The organism is Entomohabitans teleogrylli, assembly GCF_001484765.1.
GTDB lineage: Bacteria > Pseudomonadota > Gammaproteobacteria > Enterobacterales > Enterobacteriaceae > Entomohabitans > Entomohabitans teleogrylli.
The window spans coordinates 214,175-231,454 of sequence record NZ_KQ947377.1; the positions used below are offsets into that span (position 1 = coordinate 214,175).

General features: G+C 58.1%; 17 protein-coding genes and 1 tRNA gene. 9 read left to right on the forward strand and 9 right to left on the reverse strand.

Annotation, left to right across the window (positions count from 1 at the left end; all coding sequences use genetic code 11):
- The first annotated feature begins 28 nt into the window (after positions 1-28).
- The 6 genes from AQ981_RS04185 to AQ981_RS04210 all read left to right on the forward strand — a co-directional run bounded on the left by AQ981_RS04185 (position 29) and on the right by AQ981_RS04210 (position 6,725).
- The gene (locus tag AQ981_RS04185; protein WP_058910508.1) at positions 29-688 is read left to right on the forward strand and encodes a cysteine hydrolase family protein; all 660 of its coding nucleotides are present in this window, start codon (positions 29-31) and stop codon (positions 686-688) included.
- 81 nt (positions 689-769) lie between these two features.
- Positions 770-2,320 carry an acyl-CoA synthetase FdrA gene (fdrA, locus tag AQ981_RS04190; RefSeq protein WP_058910509.1) on the forward strand — a complete coding sequence of 517 codons (1,551 nt, stop codon included), beginning with the start codon at positions 770-772 and terminating at the stop codon, positions 2,318-2,320.
- Positions 2,321-2,323: 3 nt separating this feature from the next.
- Complete coding sequence (locus AQ981_RS04195) at positions 2,324-3,721, forward strand: YlbE family protein (protein ID WP_058910510.1); 1,398 nt, start codon at positions 2,324-2,326, stop codon at positions 3,719-3,721.
- A 2-nt stretch (positions 3,722-3,723) separates the two neighbouring features.
- Positions 3,724-4,677 (forward strand): carbamate kinase, encoded by a 954-nt coding sequence (locus AQ981_RS04200; protein WP_058910511.1) that lies wholly within the window; start codon positions 3,724-3,726, stop codon positions 4,675-4,677.
- 35 nt (positions 4,678-4,712) lie between these two features.
- Positions 4,713-5,108 (forward strand): allophanate hydrolase-related protein, encoded by a 396-nt coding sequence (locus AQ981_RS04205; protein WP_058910512.1) that lies wholly within the window; start codon positions 4,713-4,715, stop codon positions 5,106-5,108.
- 18 nt (positions 5,109-5,126) lie between these two features.
- Positions 5,127-6,725 (forward strand): hypothetical protein, encoded by a 1,599-nt coding sequence (locus tag AQ981_RS04210; RefSeq protein WP_058910513.1) that lies wholly within the window; start codon positions 5,127-5,129, stop codon positions 6,723-6,725.
- A 56-nt stretch (positions 6,726-6,781) separates the two neighbouring features.
- Here the strand turns inward: AQ981_RS04210 and AQ981_RS04215 are convergent.
- The 3 genes from AQ981_RS04215 to AQ981_RS04225 all read right to left on the reverse strand — a co-directional run bounded on the left by AQ981_RS04215 (position 6,782) and on the right by AQ981_RS04225 (position 9,284).
- A tRNA-Pro gene (locus AQ981_RS04215) sits at positions 6,782-6,858 on the reverse strand.
- Positions 6,859-6,948: 90 nt separating this feature from the next.
- Positions 6,949-8,634, reverse strand: a complete 1,686-nt coding sequence (gene eptB / locus AQ981_RS04220; protein WP_058910514.1) for a kdo(2)-lipid A phosphoethanolamine 7''-transferase — start codon at positions 8,632-8,634, stop codon at positions 6,949-6,951.
- 221 nt (positions 8,635-8,855) lie between these two features.
- The gene (locus AQ981_RS04225) at positions 8,856-9,284 is read right to left on the reverse strand and encodes an organic hydroperoxide resistance protein (protein ID WP_058910515.1); all 429 of its coding nucleotides are present in this window, start codon (positions 9,282-9,284) and stop codon (positions 8,856-8,858) included.
- Positions 9,285-9,386: 102 nt separating this feature from the next.
- On the opposite strand from AQ981_RS04225, the gene AQ981_RS04230 reads away from it, so the two are divergent.
- The gene (locus AQ981_RS04230) at positions 9,387-9,968 is read left to right on the forward strand and encodes an HD domain-containing protein (RefSeq protein WP_058910516.1); all 582 of its coding nucleotides are present in this window, start codon (positions 9,387-9,389) and stop codon (positions 9,966-9,968) included.
- Positions 9,969-10,269: 301 nt separating this feature from the next.
- On the forward strand, positions 10,270-10,845 hold the full coding sequence (locus AQ981_RS04235; RefSeq protein WP_058910517.1) for a hypothetical protein: 576 nt from the start codon (positions 10,270-10,272) through the stop codon (positions 10,843-10,845).
- Between the two features lie 138 nt (positions 10,846-10,983).
- Here AQ981_RS04235 and AQ981_RS04240 read toward each other — a convergent pair whose 3' ends face one another.
- From AQ981_RS04240 to AQ981_RS04260, 5 genes are all read right to left on the reverse strand, one after another.
- The gene (locus AQ981_RS04240; RefSeq protein WP_058910518.1) at positions 10,984-11,937 is read right to left on the reverse strand and encodes a transketolase family protein; all 954 of its coding nucleotides are present in this window, start codon (positions 11,935-11,937) and stop codon (positions 10,984-10,986) included.
- Positions 11,930-12,760, reverse strand: coding sequence for a transketolase (locus tag AQ981_RS04245; protein ID WP_058910519.1), 831 nt, complete (start codon positions 12,758-12,760; stop codon positions 11,930-11,932). The genes AQ981_RS04240 and AQ981_RS04245 overlap by 8 nt, the downstream gene beginning before the upstream one ends.
- Positions 12,757-14,148 (reverse strand): PTS ascorbate transporter subunit IIC, encoded by a 1,392-nt coding sequence (locus AQ981_RS04250; RefSeq protein WP_058910520.1) that lies wholly within the window; start codon positions 14,146-14,148, stop codon positions 12,757-12,759. Before AQ981_RS04250 ends, AQ981_RS04245 begins: the two co-directional genes overlap by 4 nt.
- 224 nt (positions 14,149-14,372) lie before the next feature.
- Positions 14,373-14,645, reverse strand: a complete 273-nt coding sequence (locus AQ981_RS04255; RefSeq protein ID WP_058910521.1) for a PTS sugar transporter subunit IIB — start codon at positions 14,643-14,645, stop codon at positions 14,373-14,375.
- Positions 14,646-14,724: 79 nt separating this feature from the next.
- Entirely contained in the window at positions 14,725-15,168 is a 444-nt protein-coding gene (locus AQ981_RS04260) for a PTS sugar transporter subunit IIA (protein ID WP_058910522.1), read from the reverse strand.
- 250 nt (positions 15,169-15,418) lie between these two features.
- On the opposite strand from AQ981_RS04260, the gene AQ981_RS04265 reads away from it, so the two are divergent.
- Positions 15,419-16,438, forward strand: a complete 1,020-nt coding sequence (locus tag AQ981_RS04265; RefSeq protein ID WP_058910523.1) for a LacI family DNA-binding transcriptional regulator — start codon at positions 15,419-15,421, stop codon at positions 16,436-16,438.
- A 16-nt stretch (positions 16,439-16,454) separates the two neighbouring features.
- Here the strand turns inward: AQ981_RS04265 and AQ981_RS04270 are convergent, their stop codons facing one another.
- Positions 16,455-17,120, reverse strand: coding sequence for a hypothetical protein (locus tag AQ981_RS04270; protein ID WP_058910524.1), 666 nt, complete (start codon positions 17,118-17,120; stop codon positions 16,455-16,457).
- Between the last annotated feature and the right edge of the window lie 160 nt (positions 17,121-17,280).

Consider the following 17,280-nt stretch of genomic DNA (forward strand, 5'->3'; position numbering starts at 1 on the left):
TGATGTATCCAGAGAGCAAGGAGCCAGTATGAAGACGGTCAACGCACAACCTTTCAACTACGCCTTCGACCCAGAAACGACCGCCCTGATAGTTATCGACATGCAGCGTGATTTTGTCGAGCCTGACGGCTTTGGCGCTGTGCTGGGCAATGATGTCTCGCTGGTGCGCAAGGCGATTGCGCCCTGCAGCAGGCTATTACGCCAGGCCCGGGAGGCGGGGCTATTTATTCTCCATACCCGGGAAGGACACCGGGCCGACCTTTCTAACTGCCCGCCCGCCAAACTCACCCGCGGCGGCAAAACGTTTATCGGCGAGCCGGGCGCCATGGGGCGGATTTTGATTCAGGGCGAAGCCGGTCACGACATCATTCCGGAACTCTACCCGCAGCCCGGGGAACCGGTCATCGACAAGCCAGGCAAAGGGGCATTCTACGCCACCGACCTGCACCTGATCCTCCAGGCCAGGGGTATTCGCTCCCTGATTATTTGCGGCGTCACCACCGAAGTCTGCGTACAAACCACCGCCCGGGAAGCCAACGATCGCGGTTATGAGGTGCTGATCCCCGAAGACTGTTGCGCCTCTTACTTTCCGGAATTTCATCGCGCCGCCCTGGAGATGATCAAAGCCCAGGGGGCTATCGTCGGCTGGGTGAGCAACGCGGACGCGGTCATTCAGGCGCTGCGTTAAGTTTTTTAGCAGCCAGATTCCAGACAGGCTCTGTGTGCCACATTACGTGGCGCAGGGCAGCCCTTTACCTCAGGAAACGTTATGAAATTGCACTGTAAAAGCTACCCCAACCTGTATAAGGACTCGGTCTCCTTAATGCAGGTTTCCGCGAAACTCAACGGGCTTACCGGGGTACAGCAGGCATCGGTGGCGATGGCCACAGAAGCCAATATTGAACGTATGCACGATGCCGGTCTGGCGGTTGACATCGCCGCCCGACCTAACGATCTGCTGATCGCCCTGCTGGCGGATGACGAAACGGGGCAACAGGCGCTGGCGCTGGCGGACGAAATGCTCAGCCCGGCCGCCCAGCCGCAAAGCCAGCAGGGCGCAGAGCGCCCGCAGCCCGCCAGTATCGCCATGGGGCTTGAAGAAATGCCGGACGCCAGTCTGGCGCTGATATCGGTACCAGGCCGCTATGCCGCCGCCGAAGCGTTAAAAGCGCTACATCTGGGGCTAAACGTGATGTTGTTCAGCGACAACGTACCGGAAACAGAAGAGGCGGCGATTAAGCGCTATGCCAGCGACCACAATTTACTGGTGATGGGGCCGGACTGCGGTACCGCGATTGTTAACGGGCTACCGCTGGGCTTTGCCAACGTGGTGCGCCGGGGCGCTATCGGTATTATTGCCGCTTCCGGCACCGGATTGCAGGAAGTCACCTGCCGCATTCATCATCTGGGGGAAGGGATCTCCCAGGCGCTGGGTACCGGAGGGCGAGACCTGCACAGCGCCATCGGCGGGCAAAGTATGCTTCAGGGGCTGCGCATGCTGGCGGCGGACCCGGACACCCGTCTGATTGTCCTGATTTCCAAACCCCCTTCAGCAGATGTGGCGGAACAGGTCCTGAGCTTCGTCGGCCACTGTGGTAAACCGGCGGTGGTGCATTTTCTGGGGGCCAGCGCTGACGACATCTCCCGCTATGGCGCAGTCCCCGCCCACTCTCTGCAGCACACCGCGGACGTGGCTGTAGCGCTGCTGCGCGGCAATCCTTCCCCCGCTGAGGAAGAGCCCGATCCATTACTGCGTCAGGCCGCCGCCGCTCAGGCCGCGCAGATGGCAGCGTCACAGCGGGATATTCGCGGCGTCTTCGCTGGCGGTACCTTCTGTTATGAAGCGCAACTGGCGCTGACGGCCGCCGGGCTCACCTGCGAATCCAACGCCCCGGTAAAAGGCGCTCAGTCGCTGAAGGACATTCATCGCTCCCACGGCCACAGTTTTATCGATATGGGAGATGACACTTTCACCCAGGGACGCCCGCACCCGATGATTGACCCCACGCTGCGCAATGCGCGCCTGCTCCTGGAGGCCAGCGATCCGGCAACCGCCGTACTGCTGTTTGATATCGTGCTGGGCTATGGCGCCAGCGAGGATCCTACCCGGGATCTGCTCCCGTTACTGGAACAGGCCCGTACCCAGGCCCGCGTTCAGGGACGCCATCTGCTGATGATCGCCCACGTATGCGGCACCGATCGGGATCCGCAACCCCGTCAGCAGCAGATCGATGCGTTACGTCAGGCTGGCGTACTGGTTGCCCAAAGTAACCAGCAGGCCGCGCAGCTGGCTGTGTTTGTCGCTCAACAACGGATATAAATTATGACGACGCTTTTTCATACACCTTTACAGGTTATCAGCCTCGGCCTTAGCAGCTTTGCCGATAACCTGCGCCACGCCGGAGGAGACGTGCTCCACCTCAACTGGCAACCTCCCGCCCAGGGCGATGCCGCCGCCAACTGGCAGCTGGCGCAATTAATCAACGATCCGCGCATCGAGGCCGCTAACCAGCAGGCGCTGCAACAGTATCTTGACGCCCAGCCGGAGCTTATCGGCATCCTCAGCGCCTCGCAGGCCATTGGCGCGCTGAACGGGCAGCGGCGCATTCTGCACGCCGGTCCGCCGATCGCCTGGCGCGACATGTGCGGCCCAATGCAGGGCGCTATCGCCGGCGCGATTGTATTTGAAGGCTGGGCGGCGGATGTCAGCCAGGCAACAGAGATGGCGGCACGCGGCGACGTGGCCCTGGAGCCCTGCCATCATCACCAGGCCGTTGGCCCGATGGCGGGGACTATCAGCCCCTCCATGCCGCTCTGGGTGGTTAAAAACACCACCCACGGCAACCTGGCGTTCTGTAACTTTAATGAAGGACTTGGCAAAGTACTGCGCTTTGGCGCGAACGGCGACGAGGTACTTACCCGCCTGCGCTGGATGCGCGATGTACTGGCCCCTGCGTTGTCCCGGGCCCTGCAGGCAACCGGCGCGATAGAACTCAAGCCGCTGATCGCTCAGGCGCTGCATATGGGGGATGAGTGTCATAACCGTAACGCCGCCGCCAGCGGGCTGTTGCTGAAGCGTCTGGCGCCCGCGCTGGCGGGCATTGCGCAGGGCCAGGAAGTACTGACCTTTATCGCCGCCAACGACCATTTCTTCCTCAACCTCTCAATGGCGGCCTGTAAAGCCATGCTCGACGCCGCCCGCAACGTGCCCGGTAGCTCGCTGGTTACCGTCATGGCGCGCAATGGCGTCAACTTCGGCATTCAGCTTTCCGGCACCGGCGACCGCTGGTTCCAGGCGCCCGCGAACCCGGTGGACGGCCTGTTCTTCCCCGGTTATGGCGTGGAAGACGCCGCCGCCGACCTTGGTGATTCCGCCATTACCGAAACGGCGGGGATTGGCGGTTTCGCCATGGCCGCCTCGCCGGCTATCGTTAAATTCGTCGGCGGCAGCCCGGCGGATGCGGTACGCCACAGTCTGGCGATGCAGACCATCACCCTGGCGCAAAACCCGGCCTTTACTCTGCCGGCGCTGAACTTCGCCGGCAGCGGCAGCGGCATCGACGCCCGCCGGGTAGTGGATCGCCATATTCTCCCGGTGATTAACACCGGCATCGCCCATAAACAGGCTGGCGTCGGGCAGATCGGCGCCGGCATCACCACCGCGCCCCTCGCCTGTTTTATCGCCGGACTGGCCGCGCTGGCAGACACGCTGGAGAACTAAGCATGGATAAGCAAAAAATCGCCGTTGTGGCCGTGGGCGGCAACGCCCTGATCCGCAGCAGAAATCAGGTATCGCTGGATGAGCAATACCAGGCGGTCAAGGAAAGCGCCCGGCACGTCGTGAATCTGGCGCTGGCGGGATGGCGAGTGGTACTGACCCACGGCAACGGGCCGCAGGTTGGGTTTATCCTGCGCCGCAGCGAAATCGCCAGAGAAGACGTACCCACCGTTCCGCTGGAGTACGCGGTGGGGGACACCCAGGGCGCTATCGGTTTCATGTTCCAGAACGCGCTGGTCAATGAGTTACAGCGCCGCGGCCGCCCGGATATTCCGGTGGTCGCGCTGGTCACCCAAACCGTGGTTAATGCTGACGATCCTGCTTTTGAACACCCGGATAAACCCATCGACGCCCATATGGACGAAGAGGTCGCCCGTCGGCTGGCGGCCAGCCAGGGATGGCAAATCGCCGAGGACGCCGGCCGCGGCTGGCGGCGGGTAGTTGCGTCACCGACGCCGCAGGCCATTATTGAAAGCCCGACAGTTCGCCGGTTGCTGGAAAGCAACGTTCTGGTGATTGCCTGCGGCGGCGGCGGTATTCCGGTTTGCCGGGAAACGGACGGTTCGCTGCGGGCGGTTCAGGCGGTGATAGATAAAGACCGCGCTTCCGCGCTGTTGGCCAGCGAGCTGAACGCCGATCTGTTTATCATCCCCACCGGGGTGGAGCAGGTAGCGGTGAACTTCGGCACGCCACAGCAGCGCTGGCTGGACGCGCTCAGCGCCGATGAAGCGCAGGCGCTGCTGGACGCCGGTGAATTTGGCGCCGGCAGCATGGCGCCGAAAGTGGAAGCAATACTCGGATGGCTGGCGACACAGCCCCACGGCACCGGCATTATTACCAGCCCGGAAGCCATGGGAGAAGCCATTCACGGCCATAAAGGCACCAGGATAACACACTGAATCCGTTAGCTTATTCTTCAGAAAAGGAAATGATGATGACTACTGAACCCATCCTGCTCGCCGTCAACGGAACCCTGATGCGTGGCCTGGAGCTTAACCCCAACATGGTTGCCGCAGGCGCGACCTTCGACAGCGAAGCCGCGACCGCCCCCTGTTACCGCTGCTGGAGTATTAACGACTGCCATCCGGGCATGTTGCGCGTCCCGGAGGGAGGCGCATCGATCGCCCTGGAAATCTGGGCGGTCCCGCCCGCCGGACTGGGGGCGATTCTCCTGCAGGAACCCGCCGGGCTCTGTATCGGCAAGGTATTGTTAAATGATGGCCGGGAAGTGCTGGGCGTACTGGCGGAGCCCTGGCTGGTGGAAGGACAGCGCGAAATCACCGCCCAGGGCGGCTGGCGAGCCTGGACCGGACAGTACATCACGGAATAACCGAAAGGGAGAATCACCATGAATTCCCGGAATACCGTTTTTCAACCCAAAGTATGGGTCCCTGGCGATCTAAACGCCTTCTTCGGGCTGTTCACCAACGTCCTGTTGAATGTGCTGGTACTGTCCGGTCTGGCGCTCTATGTCGCTCAGGTGCCGGCGGAAACCGTCTTCGGACGCATTCTGCCCGCGCTGGGTATAGCCCTGCCGCTGGGCAATCTGTTTTATGCCTGGATGGCCTGGCGACTGGCGAAGCAACAGGGGCGCGACGATGTGACGGCCCTGCCCTATGGCCCCAGCGTACCGCATATGTTTATCGTGGTGTTCGTCGTTATGTTGCCGACACTGCTGATTCATAAAGACTGGATGCTGGCCTGGAAGCTGGGACTGATCTGGGCCATGATTGTCGGCCTGATCGTACTGGCCGGGGTGATTGTCGGCCCGGCGATTCGCAAATACACCCCGCGCGCCGCCATGCTCGGCACCCTGGCGGGGATCGCCATCGCCTTTATCGCCATGCGTCCGGCATATCAGATGTTCGATTCCGCATGGATTGGTATCGTCTGTTTTGCCATCATCCTGCTTAACTGGGTCGGCAACGTGCGCCTGCCCTTCGGGATCCCCGGCGGTCTGGCGGTAGTTCTGGTGGGCTGCGCGCTGGGCTGGGGCGCTACGCTGCTGGGCATCAGCGATAATATGAACCCTGGCGCCGTAAGCGAATCCGCCAGCCGTTTCGCGCTGCATTTACCCTCCCTTTCCGCCGATGTGTTCTCGGTGCCGATGGAACTGGTATGGCCGCTACTGGTGACCGCTATTCCGCTGGGGATTTTTAATTTCACGGAAATCCTCAATAACGTGGAATCCGCCGCCGTCGGGGGCGACAACTACAACCTGCGCGCGGTACTGGCTGCCGATGGCATCGGCGCCATTGTCGGCGCCCTGCTGGGATCTCCCTTCCCGCCGGCAGTCTATATCGGCCATCCAGGCTGGAAAGCGATGGGCGGGCGTATCGGTTATTCGCTGGGCACCGGAGTCTGTATGGCGCTGGTGTGCTTCCTCGGCCTGACCGCCCTGCTGCTGTCGATTATTCCGCTGGTCGCCATTGTGCCGATCCTGCTGTTTATCGGGCTGGTGATTGGCGCTCAGGCGTTTCAGGTTTCCCCTAAACGCCATGCGCCGGCGATTGTTCTGGCGCTGGTGCCCAATATCGCCGAATGGGCGAAAACCCAGGTGGACGGCGCGCTGTCCGCAGCGGGGATGAATACCGTCAGTCTTCCCGCGGAAGTCCTGTCAGGCATGAACAATAACGGCGTGCTGTACAACGGAATGGCCGTTACCGGCGGCGGCGCGGTGCTGGCGGGGCTGATGCTGGGGGCGATCGCCGCCTTTGTCATTGACCGGCGTTTTAACTGGGCGGCTGTTTATGCCGCTGCCGCCACCATCCTCTCGTTCTTCGGCTTTATTCACGGCCACCAGATGGCGTTTAACGCCGCGCCGGCGGTCACCTTCGGCTACGGTCTGGCAACGGTGATTTTCGTTGGCCTGGCGTGGCAGCAAATCAGGGAACAGGGGAAAGCAGACTGGTCGCCGATTGATAATGGCGATGAACCGATGCATTAACCTGAGCTCAAAAGCAAAAACCCCATGGTGTTTCCACCATGGGGTTTTCAGGAATCTGGTCGGCGAGAGAGGATTCGAACCTCCGACCCACACGTCCCGAACGTGTTGCGCTACCAGGCTGCGCTACTCGCCGAATGCGGGGCGCATCTTACTGCTGTGAGGCACCCCCGTCAATCCTTTCATGAAAAAAACCCGCTTAATCGCCTGAAAAGTCAACAACCGCTTATTTCTGTGCGGTTTCAGGGATATGGCACCAGTTATTACGCTGGTTAATCCCACCATCCGGCGAGGTGTAACCCAGGCAGCCAAGAAGGGTGTCATACAGCTCAATGTGGCGGCGCGGCGTCTTCTCTTCAGCCTGCTGTTTCAGGCGCTCAAAGGCCCGGGCATGCTGCGGATTCGCCAGATAACTGTCGGACATCCACACCAGCATCGGCACCCGGAACTGCTCCGGCGGCGCCATATTGCGCGGCGTACCGTGCAGATGTTTCTTCTCGCTGATCGATTCTCCGTGGTCGGCGGCATAGAAGACAATCGCCTTTTTATCACGCACCTGGTCAATAACCCGATCGATAAAACTGTCGACATACAGCACTGAATTATCATAGGCGTTGATCAACTCCTCTTTTGAGCACTGATCGTCGACTCCCACGCATTCCGGCTGCCATTTCGCATAGCTACGCGGATAACGCTGCGAATAAGAGAAGTGCGAGCCTTTGGTATGCAGGATAATCAGGTGCTTGCCGCCGGCTTTATCGTCTTTCAGGCCGCGCTGCATTTCATCCACCAGCAGCATGTCGTCTACCTGTTTGCCCTGATTGCGCGGCTCGGCGCCGATCTGTTCGCGATAGGCGATATTGTCCGCCATGGTATTACTGTAGAACCACATCTCGCTTTGCATCGCATACAGCGCTGAGCTGAATCCCAACTGTTTGAGTACCGCAAACACGTTCTGCTCTTTCAGGGTGCGCTGCGGATTATCCTCCGCGCCCCCTTCGCGCACAAACATGCAGCGCAGCGACAGTTTGGTGGCGGTGTCGCAGGAATATCCGCGATACGCCACCAGGTTCTTCTCCTGCGCCAGTTTCGGCGTGGTATCCCGGGAATAGCCCAGCATCCCCATATGATCCCAGCGCGTGGTTTCGCCAATGATGAACACCACATAAGTATCATCAAGATCGTCGGGAGCGACATAGGTGAATTTCTTCGCCGGATTGAGCAGCGACTGGTTATCGGACGATTCATCAATCTGCGCCCAGGCATACAACCCCAGCGACGATATCCAGTTTGAAGGCAGATATGAGTTCGCCACCACGCCGCCATAACTTGGCATATCCACCCGCGACGCCCGCTCTTCGCGACTCTGCACCTGGTCGAGCATGCGCAGCGGCGCCCAGACCAGCAGCCCGACGGCAATCACCAGACCGGCGCTTTTCAGGCGCTGCCCGCGGTGACGAAGCTGGCGCAACAGAGTAAACCGGCAGGTATTGCTCCAGATTAACAGCAGCGGCAGGGCGCTGACGGCGACCACCCAGGCGACAAAATGCCAGCCCACCACTTCTTTAGAAAGGTCGATATCGGTGGTCATGACGGAGGCGATAATGCCGTAACCAATAACGACATTCATAAACGTCATATAATAGCTGGCGCCTACCGAGCACAACACCACCAGTGACGCCAGCACCTGCCATATCCGCCGGCCAAACAGGGACAAAATGCGTAGCAGGAAAAAAGTCACCAGAATCGCTGCCATCAGTTCAACGATAATCGTCATGCTATTGAGCAAACTAACCCGATGGGAGAAGCCGTCAAAGCGGCGATAAAACACCGATATATTGAGAAAAAGGCCAATATACACTGCCAGCAGAAAACTCAATTTCTGCTGAGTCAGTGATTTAATAAATTTCATGCAAGCGCCTCAGTAAAGCGATACCACCGTCCAGATAAAGGCCGGTAAAAACACTGTTCAGACCCCGCAGACGATACAGAGTTCGCCCGGTTCAGCGATAAATAACAAATTTGATAGGTTAGTCTGTGGGTGGCGTAGTAGAACACAAAAAGAGGCGTGATAAGAGACATAAAAAGCGCATCGGTCTCATTGCCGCAGCGGAATGAGACCGGCAATAACGATCAGGTAATAACATTCAGCGTAACGTCGATATTACCCCGGGTGGCGTTGGAATAAGGGCACACCACATGGGCTTTCTGTACCAGCGCTTCGGCCAGCGCCTGGTCCATTCCCGGCAGATGAATATCCAGTTGCGCTTCAATCCCAAAGCCGGTGGGTAACGGCCCAATGCCCACCTGTCCGTCAATCCAGGCCTCCTGAGGGACTTTTTGTTTTTCCTGCGCGGCGACAAATTTCAGCGCCCCCAGAAAACAGGCGGAGTAGCCGGCGGCAAACAGCTGTTCCGGGTTCGTTACCGCCCCTCCCGGGCCGCCCATCTCCTTTGGCACTCCCAGTTTCACGTCCAGCACCCCATCGGAAGAGACCGCGCGTCCGTCGCGGCCGCCGGTCGCTTTTGCCTTCGCCCGGTAAACCACTTTTTCTAATGACATGGCATTTTCCTTCTCTATTGATCGTCAACAAAGCATAGACGCGCGCGCCCGGTTTATGGGACAACAAAGACTATTCTCACCCTGCATGGACGGAGGATCACCATGTATTCCCTGGAAGATCGCGCCCGTCGTTTCGCGGCGCGGGCTCACGCGGCCTGTGGGCAACGGCGCAAATACACCGATGAACCCTACATCGTCCATCCACAGGCGGTGGTCGAACTGGTGCGCAGCGTCTGCCGACAGGAGACGGTGCTGGCCGCCGCCTGGCTGCACGACACGGTAGAAGATACTGATACCACGCTGGAGGATATCGCCGAACGCTTCGGCGCAGAGGTGGCGAGCCTGGTGGCAATGGTCACCAATCCGCCGGTGGCGCAGGAACTTAACCGGCCGCAGCGCAAATATCAGCATTTCCTGTACACCGCGCAGGGTAGCGCGGCGGCGCAAACCATTAAGATCGCCGATATTATCGATAACACCCGGGAACTGCTGCGCTTCGATGCCCAATTCGCCCGCGTCTATCTGCCGGAAAAACAACTGCAACTGGCGGGGCTGGTGCGCGGCGACAGCGCATTACGGGAGCAGGCCGGGCGCATTATTGCCCAGGGCATTGAGCAGCTCAAAAAGCCGCCGTATAACGTCCCGGAAGCCTGGTTTACCCGGTTACGGGCGCGCTATCGCTAAAGCTAAAATGAAAGTAAGCGCTCACAATCAAAATGCCGGTATCGCGTTGTTCCGCTGAGGTCGGCTTAAAACCCGGTATCCGGCTCAACCGCCGATTCAACTCCCCGGCGTGAAGGCGTTGCGGAATCGCAAGCAAGTAAGTAAACACTTACATACATATTTCCCCGCTAACCACGCCGCCATGTGACCAGGGGAAATAAACCTGAAAAATACCAACCTGCCGCCTGCTTCAAAGCGCGGCCGGGCTATCTGGCGTTTAATAACCGCCTGAGTCAGGTATATCTACAGGGAATGAATGATAATGGCAGCACATGAAACGCCGGTAGTCTGGACTATTGCGGGAGTGACTGAACACCTGGACAGCACAATTTCCGCGCTTGCCGATCACAAAGGCATCACTAAGGAACTGTTTTTACGCCAGTATCTGGAAAAAACGTTTGGCGACATTATCAGAAACTACAGCGTCGACAGCCGCCTGGTTAGCGCTCTGGATGAAGAAATCTGCCGCTACTGCGGGGTCGGGCTCCTTGAGGGATGGCATGACAATGCGCAGATAGCGAGCTGGAACCGCAGCCAGTGTCGTCTGCTGGATATTGAACATGAAGAGCATCTCAACGAGATCGTGTTAAACAATACCCCCTTTCTTCATTTACGCGCCAGGCAGATTGCCGCAGGCCGGGTCGCCGGTCTGTCACGCGGTATTTCCGTCACCTTCGCGTTGTTCACGGAACTGGCAGGCCGTTCCCGGGAGACCATTGATAAAGCCTGGCGGGAGATTTATTACTCTGACTCCCCGGAAAAACGCGCGCGTTTCTATAACCACATTGATGAGATACGCCACGCCAGGTCTCTGGAGCCGGTAACGCGCCAGGCATAATTCGTCCACAGCCCCCGGTATGCCGCCTGGCCAGTGTGAGGTTAACCATCCGCCTGCGGCAGAGCAAAACCGATGATCAAAAAAAGCCGCAGCGGCACGCGCTGCGGCTGGTTTTACCGGGCTATTCAGCCCGATTATCTACAGCAGTTCCCGGGCCGCGGAAACAATATCATGGGCCGTCAGACCGTACTCTTTCTGCAGGAAGTCCTGAGTCCCTACCTGGCCGTAGCGTTCCTTGACCCCAACCCGACGCATCGGCACCGGGCAGGTTTCCACCAGCACTTCCGCCACCGCGGAACCCAGCCCGTTATGAATGCTGTGGTTTTCGCAGGTGACAATCCGCCCGGTTTTTTCGGCATAGTTTTTCACCAGCATGCGATCGATAGGTTTCAGGGTAAACATATCAATCACTGCCGCGCTGACCCCTTCCTGCTCCAGCTGACGCGCCGCCTCCAGCGCCTCCGCCACCATAATGCCGTTAGCGATCAGGGTGATATCTTCGCCTTCGCGCAGCACATTGCCTTTGCCGATGGTAAACCTTGAGCCTGGCGCATAAACGCTCGGCGCCTGCTTACGGATAGTGCGTACCCAGTAGAACCCATCGAGGGAGATAAGTTGGCGCAGCACGTCTTCAAACATGACCGCGTCGGTGACTTCCAGCACCACCGAGTGCGCCAGCCCGCGCACAATGCCCATATCTTCAAACGACATATGGGTGCCGCCGTTATGGCAGGCCGTGACGCCGGCATCCGAGGCGATCACTTTGACATTGCTGCGCTGATAGTCGAGGGACATAAACAGCTGATCGAAGCAGCGGCGGCTGGCAAAGGCGGTAAAAGTATGCACAAACGGTTTGCGACCGGTCAGCGCCAGCCCTGCCGCCGTACCGATAACATTGGCCTCCATAATGCCGCAGTTGATGACATGCTGCGGATAGTTGCGCGCCACGCCGTCCATCGCCATCGAGCTCATCAAATCCGCTTCCAGCGCGATAATATCGCTTCCCGACTCAATCTGCTGCGCCACGAATCCGGCGTACACCTTGCGCATCTCAACGGCATCTTTTTGTCCTGCGGGTGCAACCTTAATCATGTGCGGCCTCCAGTTGGCGGATAGTTTCATTAAGCGCCGTTTTCATCTCATCGGTCAGACGCAGGTGATGTGAATTGCTTAACTGCTCCAGGTACGGCACTCCCTGACCTTTAATACTGTCGAGGATCACCACCTGCGGGCGGGCGTCCGCCGGAAGAACCGGCTGCACCACCTCCAGCAACCCCGCAATGTCATCACCTTTCACCGTCAGCGCATCAAAGCCGAAAGCGCGGAATTTAGCTTCCAGATCGAAAGCGCAGATGATCTCATCCAGTTCGCCGTCGAGCTGCTGCTTGTTCCAGTCGACAAATACCGTCAGGTTATTCAGGCGATGATGGGCGATAAACTGAAACGCCTCCCAGCACTGCCCCTCGTTAAGCTCGCCATCGCCAACAATACAGAACACCCGATTCGACCGTCCCGCCAGCTTATGCGCCAGCGCCATGCCCCCGGCAATGGAAATCCCCTGCCCCAGCGAACCGGTAGTGGCATCCACACCGCGGGTTTTAAGCCTGTCGGGATGGCTGGGCAGGCGGGTGCCGTTCTGGTTCAGCGTGTTCAGCTCTTCCATCGGGAAATATCCCTTGATGGCCAGGGTACTGTAGAGCGCCGGCCCGGCGTGGCCTTTTGACAGCACAAAGTAGTCGCGCCCGGTCCAGTCCGGGTCTGCCGGATCGATGTTCATCACCGCGCCATACAGAACCGCCAGCGTTTCCACCACCGACATACTGCCGCCATAGTGCCCAAAGCCAAGATCGGTCAGCGACTTCAGGGTGGCGACGCGAATGTCGCGCGCCAGTTGGGTAACTTCATTCACACTCATGATTTGGCTCCAGGGTTTTCCTGCGAGTGACTGTCCGCAGATTTGTTTTTCGCGAACACGTTCCAGGCCACCAGCAGCGCGAACAGCGCCACCATAAGACCAGTAATTGCCAGCGGCGACAGGTAGCGCGCCAGGTTGCCCAGCACAATCCCTACCACGCCGAAATCAGCATCCGAGAAGGTGGTATTAGCGAAACCAATCGCCCCCAGCACCGGCAGCAGCAACACGGGCAGGAAAGTGATCAACAGGCCGTTGGCGAAAGCGCCGATCATCGCACCGCGCCGCCCGCCGGTGGCGTTGCCGAAGACACCCGCCGTAGCGCCGGTGAAGAAGTGAGGTACCACCCCAGGCAGGATCAGCACCAGCTTCATCTGCCCGAGCAGGAACAGCCCCACCAGCCCGCCGAGAAAGCTGAACAGGAAGCCAATCAATACCGCGTTAGGCGCATACGGATACACTACCGGGCAGTCCAGCGCCGGACGCGCATTCGGCACCAGTTTTTCTGAGAAGCCGGTAAAAGCCGGAACGATTTCCGCCAGAATCAGGCGTACCCCCTGCAGGATGATGAACACCCCTGCGGCGAAGGTGATCGCCATGATGATGGCGTACACCAGGTAGTTCTGGCCGCCGCTGTACGTACTTTCGACATATTCACGGCCCGCGCTGACCGCCATGATCAGGTAGATGACCATCATAGTCAGGGAGATGGAGATCGAACTGTCGCGCAGAAAGCTTAAGTTCTTCGGCAGATTCATCTCTTCGGTGGAGCGGGAACCTTTACCGCACTTACTGCCGATCCAGCCGGAGAGTACATATCCCAGCGTGCCGAAGTGACCAAAGGCGATATCGTCATTGCCGGTGATACGCTTCATATAGCGCTGCGCCAGCGCCGGGAAGAAGGCCATCACCAGACCGAGGGTCAGCGAACCGGTAAACACCAGTCCGACGCCCTCAAAACCGGCGACCGTCAGGATCACGCCGATCATACAGGCCATATAGAACGTGTGATGCCCGGTAAGAAAGATGTATTTCAGGCGCGTAAAGCGGGCCACAACAATATTGGCCACCATGCCGAAGGCCATAATTAACGCCGTCGAAGCGCCATATTTCTCCAGGGCAATAGAGACGATAGCCTCATTGTTGGGAATAATCCCCTGAATATTAAATGCATGCTCAAACATGCCGCCCAGCGGATTTAGCGACCCGACCAGTACGGTTGCACCGCCGCCGAGAACAATAAAACCCAGAATAGTTTTAATAGTGCCTTTCACCACATCGGAAAAGGCTTTTTTCTGCGCCACCAGACCAATTAAGGCAATTAAACCCACCAGTACCGAAGGTACCTTGAGAATATCAACAACGAAATTCAGCGTTTCAAGGATAAACATATCCGCCTCGCTTTATATTTGCTGGCGATAAGCGATCAGTCGCCGCCTGACAGCGATCAATGTCAGGGATACGACCGCCCACCGCCCCGATGTTTCCTGAATAGTTTTCAATATCCCCTGATTCACTCAGGTTAGCGCCGGCCTTTAAACCTCAAACATATACGGCCCCCGGGAGGGAGCAGGTAGCGCGCCGCCAGCCTGAAGTAACGCAGGAATATCAACGGTTATTGTTTCGCGAACCAGGCGCGCAACTGCGTTTCAAGTTCATTAATATCAATAATATTCTGGATAACCACCAACTGGTCTTCCGGCACGCTGGCGCTGTCGGCAATATCTTTGGCCATGACGAATAAATCCGCCGCTCCCGGCGTGGCGGAAGAGAGATCGGAGTGCTCAACCTCGGCGTCAATATCGAGTTTTTTAAGCACTTTTTTAATATTCATTTCGACCATAAAACTACTGCCAAGGCCGGAACCGCAAATTGCCATGATTTTCATTGTTATCACCTTTTTTGAGTAGGGTACCCCTGCATCACGCTGAAGCGTAATGTCATCAGAAAGCGGAGTGGTAATAAAATCAGAAGCGTTCGATAATGTTTTTAATTTCCTCCAGAGTGTGCGCCTGATGTAATTTTTCCATATCATCATCACTGGAAAATAATTCCGCCAGTGCGGAGATCATTTCAATATGGCTGTGGTTATCGGGCGCGGCGAGCATCACAATCACATCCACCGGATCGAACTCCCCGGCGCCAAACGACACGCCATGCTCCAGTTTCAGCAGGGAAAGCCCTAAACCTTTTGCGCCCTCTTCCGGTCTGGCATGCGGCATCGCCAGCCCTGGCGCCAGCACATAGTAAGGCCCCAGTTTCTGGTGCTGCGCGACAATCGCCGTGATGTACTCAGGAGTAATAACCCCGGCTGCCAGCAGCGGCCTGGCGCAGATTTCCAGCGCCTGCTGCCAGCTTTCGGCATGCTGCTGCAGCGTAATGGTTGCATCGTTTATCCATCTGTTGAGCACGTTACGCCTCCGCCATTTAGCTAAAGATGGGCAAACTTTATTCAAGCGGGCAACCATTAACCGTGACAAACATCACAAAGATAGCGCTACCAACGGATAACATTCAGATTTGTGATAGCGCTATCATATTATAATCATTGCATGAAAACTCAGCAAAAAAGCAGCGTAAAGGCGTATACTGCGTTGCACAAATTGTGCAGAACGATAATCAAAGCGTGTGCCAACGTGTTGTAAACAAGCAGGAATCTGTATGTCTTTGACCCGAAAACGGCGTAGTACCGGTAAAGTCACCCTTGCTGATGTTGCCCAGCTTGCCGGCGTCGGCACCATGACCGTCTCGCGCGCCCTGCGCACCCCAGAACAGGTTTCCGATAAACTGCGTGAAAAAATCGAAGCCGCGGTGCAGGAACTGGGATATATGCCCAACCTTGCCGCCAGCGCGCTGGCGTCCGCGTCATCGTGGACCATTGCCATGGTGGTGCCCAATCTGGCGGAAGCGGGCTGTTCCGAAATGTTCGCCGGGCTCCAGCAGATATTGCAGCCCGCCGGCTATCAGATCATGCTGGCGGAATCGCAGCACCGCCTGGAACAGGAAGAGAAACTGCTGGAAACGCTGCTGGCCTCCAATATCGCGGCAGCCATTCTGCTGAGCGTCGAACACAGCGACACCGTGCGCCACTGGCTGCAAAACGCCTCCATTCCGGTCATGGAGATGGGCGCGATGCGCACCGATCCTCTCGATATGAATATCGGTATTGATAATGTCGCCGCCATGTTTGAACTGACGGAAATGCTGATTCAGCGCGGCTATCAGAGCATCGGTCTGCTGTGCGCCAATCAGGAACAATGGATTTTTCAGCAGCATCTGCAGGGCTGGTATAAAGCGATGCTGCGCCACCATATGTCGCCCAACCGGGTGATCAACGCCGCGCTGCCCGCCAATTTCTCCACCGGGGCGTCTCAACTACCAGAGTTTTTGCTGGCCTGGCCGGAGCTGGACGCGCTGGTATGCGTTTCCGACGAGCTGGCCTGCGGGGTGCTGTATGAATGCCAGCGCCGCCGCATCAAGGTTCCGGATGATTTGGCGGTCGTGGGATTCGGCGACAGCGATGTCAGCCGGGTGTGCCAGCCACCGTTAACCACCATGGCGGTACCGCACCGTAAAATCGGCATTGAAGCCGGTCGTGCGCTGCTCGAACGCCTTAATGACGGGAACTGGCGCGATCAGCAGCCGATCGCCTCCAGTTTGTGCATGCGGGATAGTTGCTGAGTTCCGTTTCATCTCCCTAAAACTTCGCGCTCACCCCGAGACTGTACATAAATGCTTCCCCGCTGTTCATTCCTTCCGCCTGGGATAGCGCCGCCCAGGCCGCCATATGGGAAGTCAGCGGCATATCGGCGCCGAAAGAAAGGTCCCGCCAGCGGTTTTGCTGGCGGCCAGGCGCGGTAATAAACATCCCCGCCGGCGCCCACCACAACCCGTCGCCATCCAGATGATTAAAGCTCACCCGCGCCCACGGCTTTACCGCGCCCAGCGAATAATCCACTCGCCACCCCACGCTACTGAGGCTGTCTACCCCATCGCTGCCGGCATCAATACTGTCGTCAACATAACCGACAGATTTCTGCGACTGCCAGTTGATGTCCGGCCCGGTAGAAAAACCGTCCGGCAGCGCGAAACGCCAGCCCGTATGCGCGTCCTGACCGGCAGCTGTCATTCCGCCGCCGACATACAGCGCATCGCCGGCAGAGGAAATACGCTCCGCCAGGACAGCGTTATAGTCCGGTTGGTGATCGCTGTCCCAGGTATAGCGATCGGGAGTATTCCCGCGGGTATCATCGGCGATATATTCCTGTTGCCAGGCAAACGCAACGGGGGAAAACGCCAGGCACCAGCATAGTATCGCAGCGCCAGTACACCTGCGCTTGCCACTGCTTATTGTTATAACCATTCCAACGACTCCACAGAGAGCCGAATCCGGCAACAGGGATTGTAATATTCTCAGGGCATGCGCGCTCTCAGCCATCCGGGCGGCGAAACCCGACGGCGCCAGGGACGACAACGGCGCCCACGCTGCGGTAATCTGAACAGGATGAGAATGAATAGCCCTG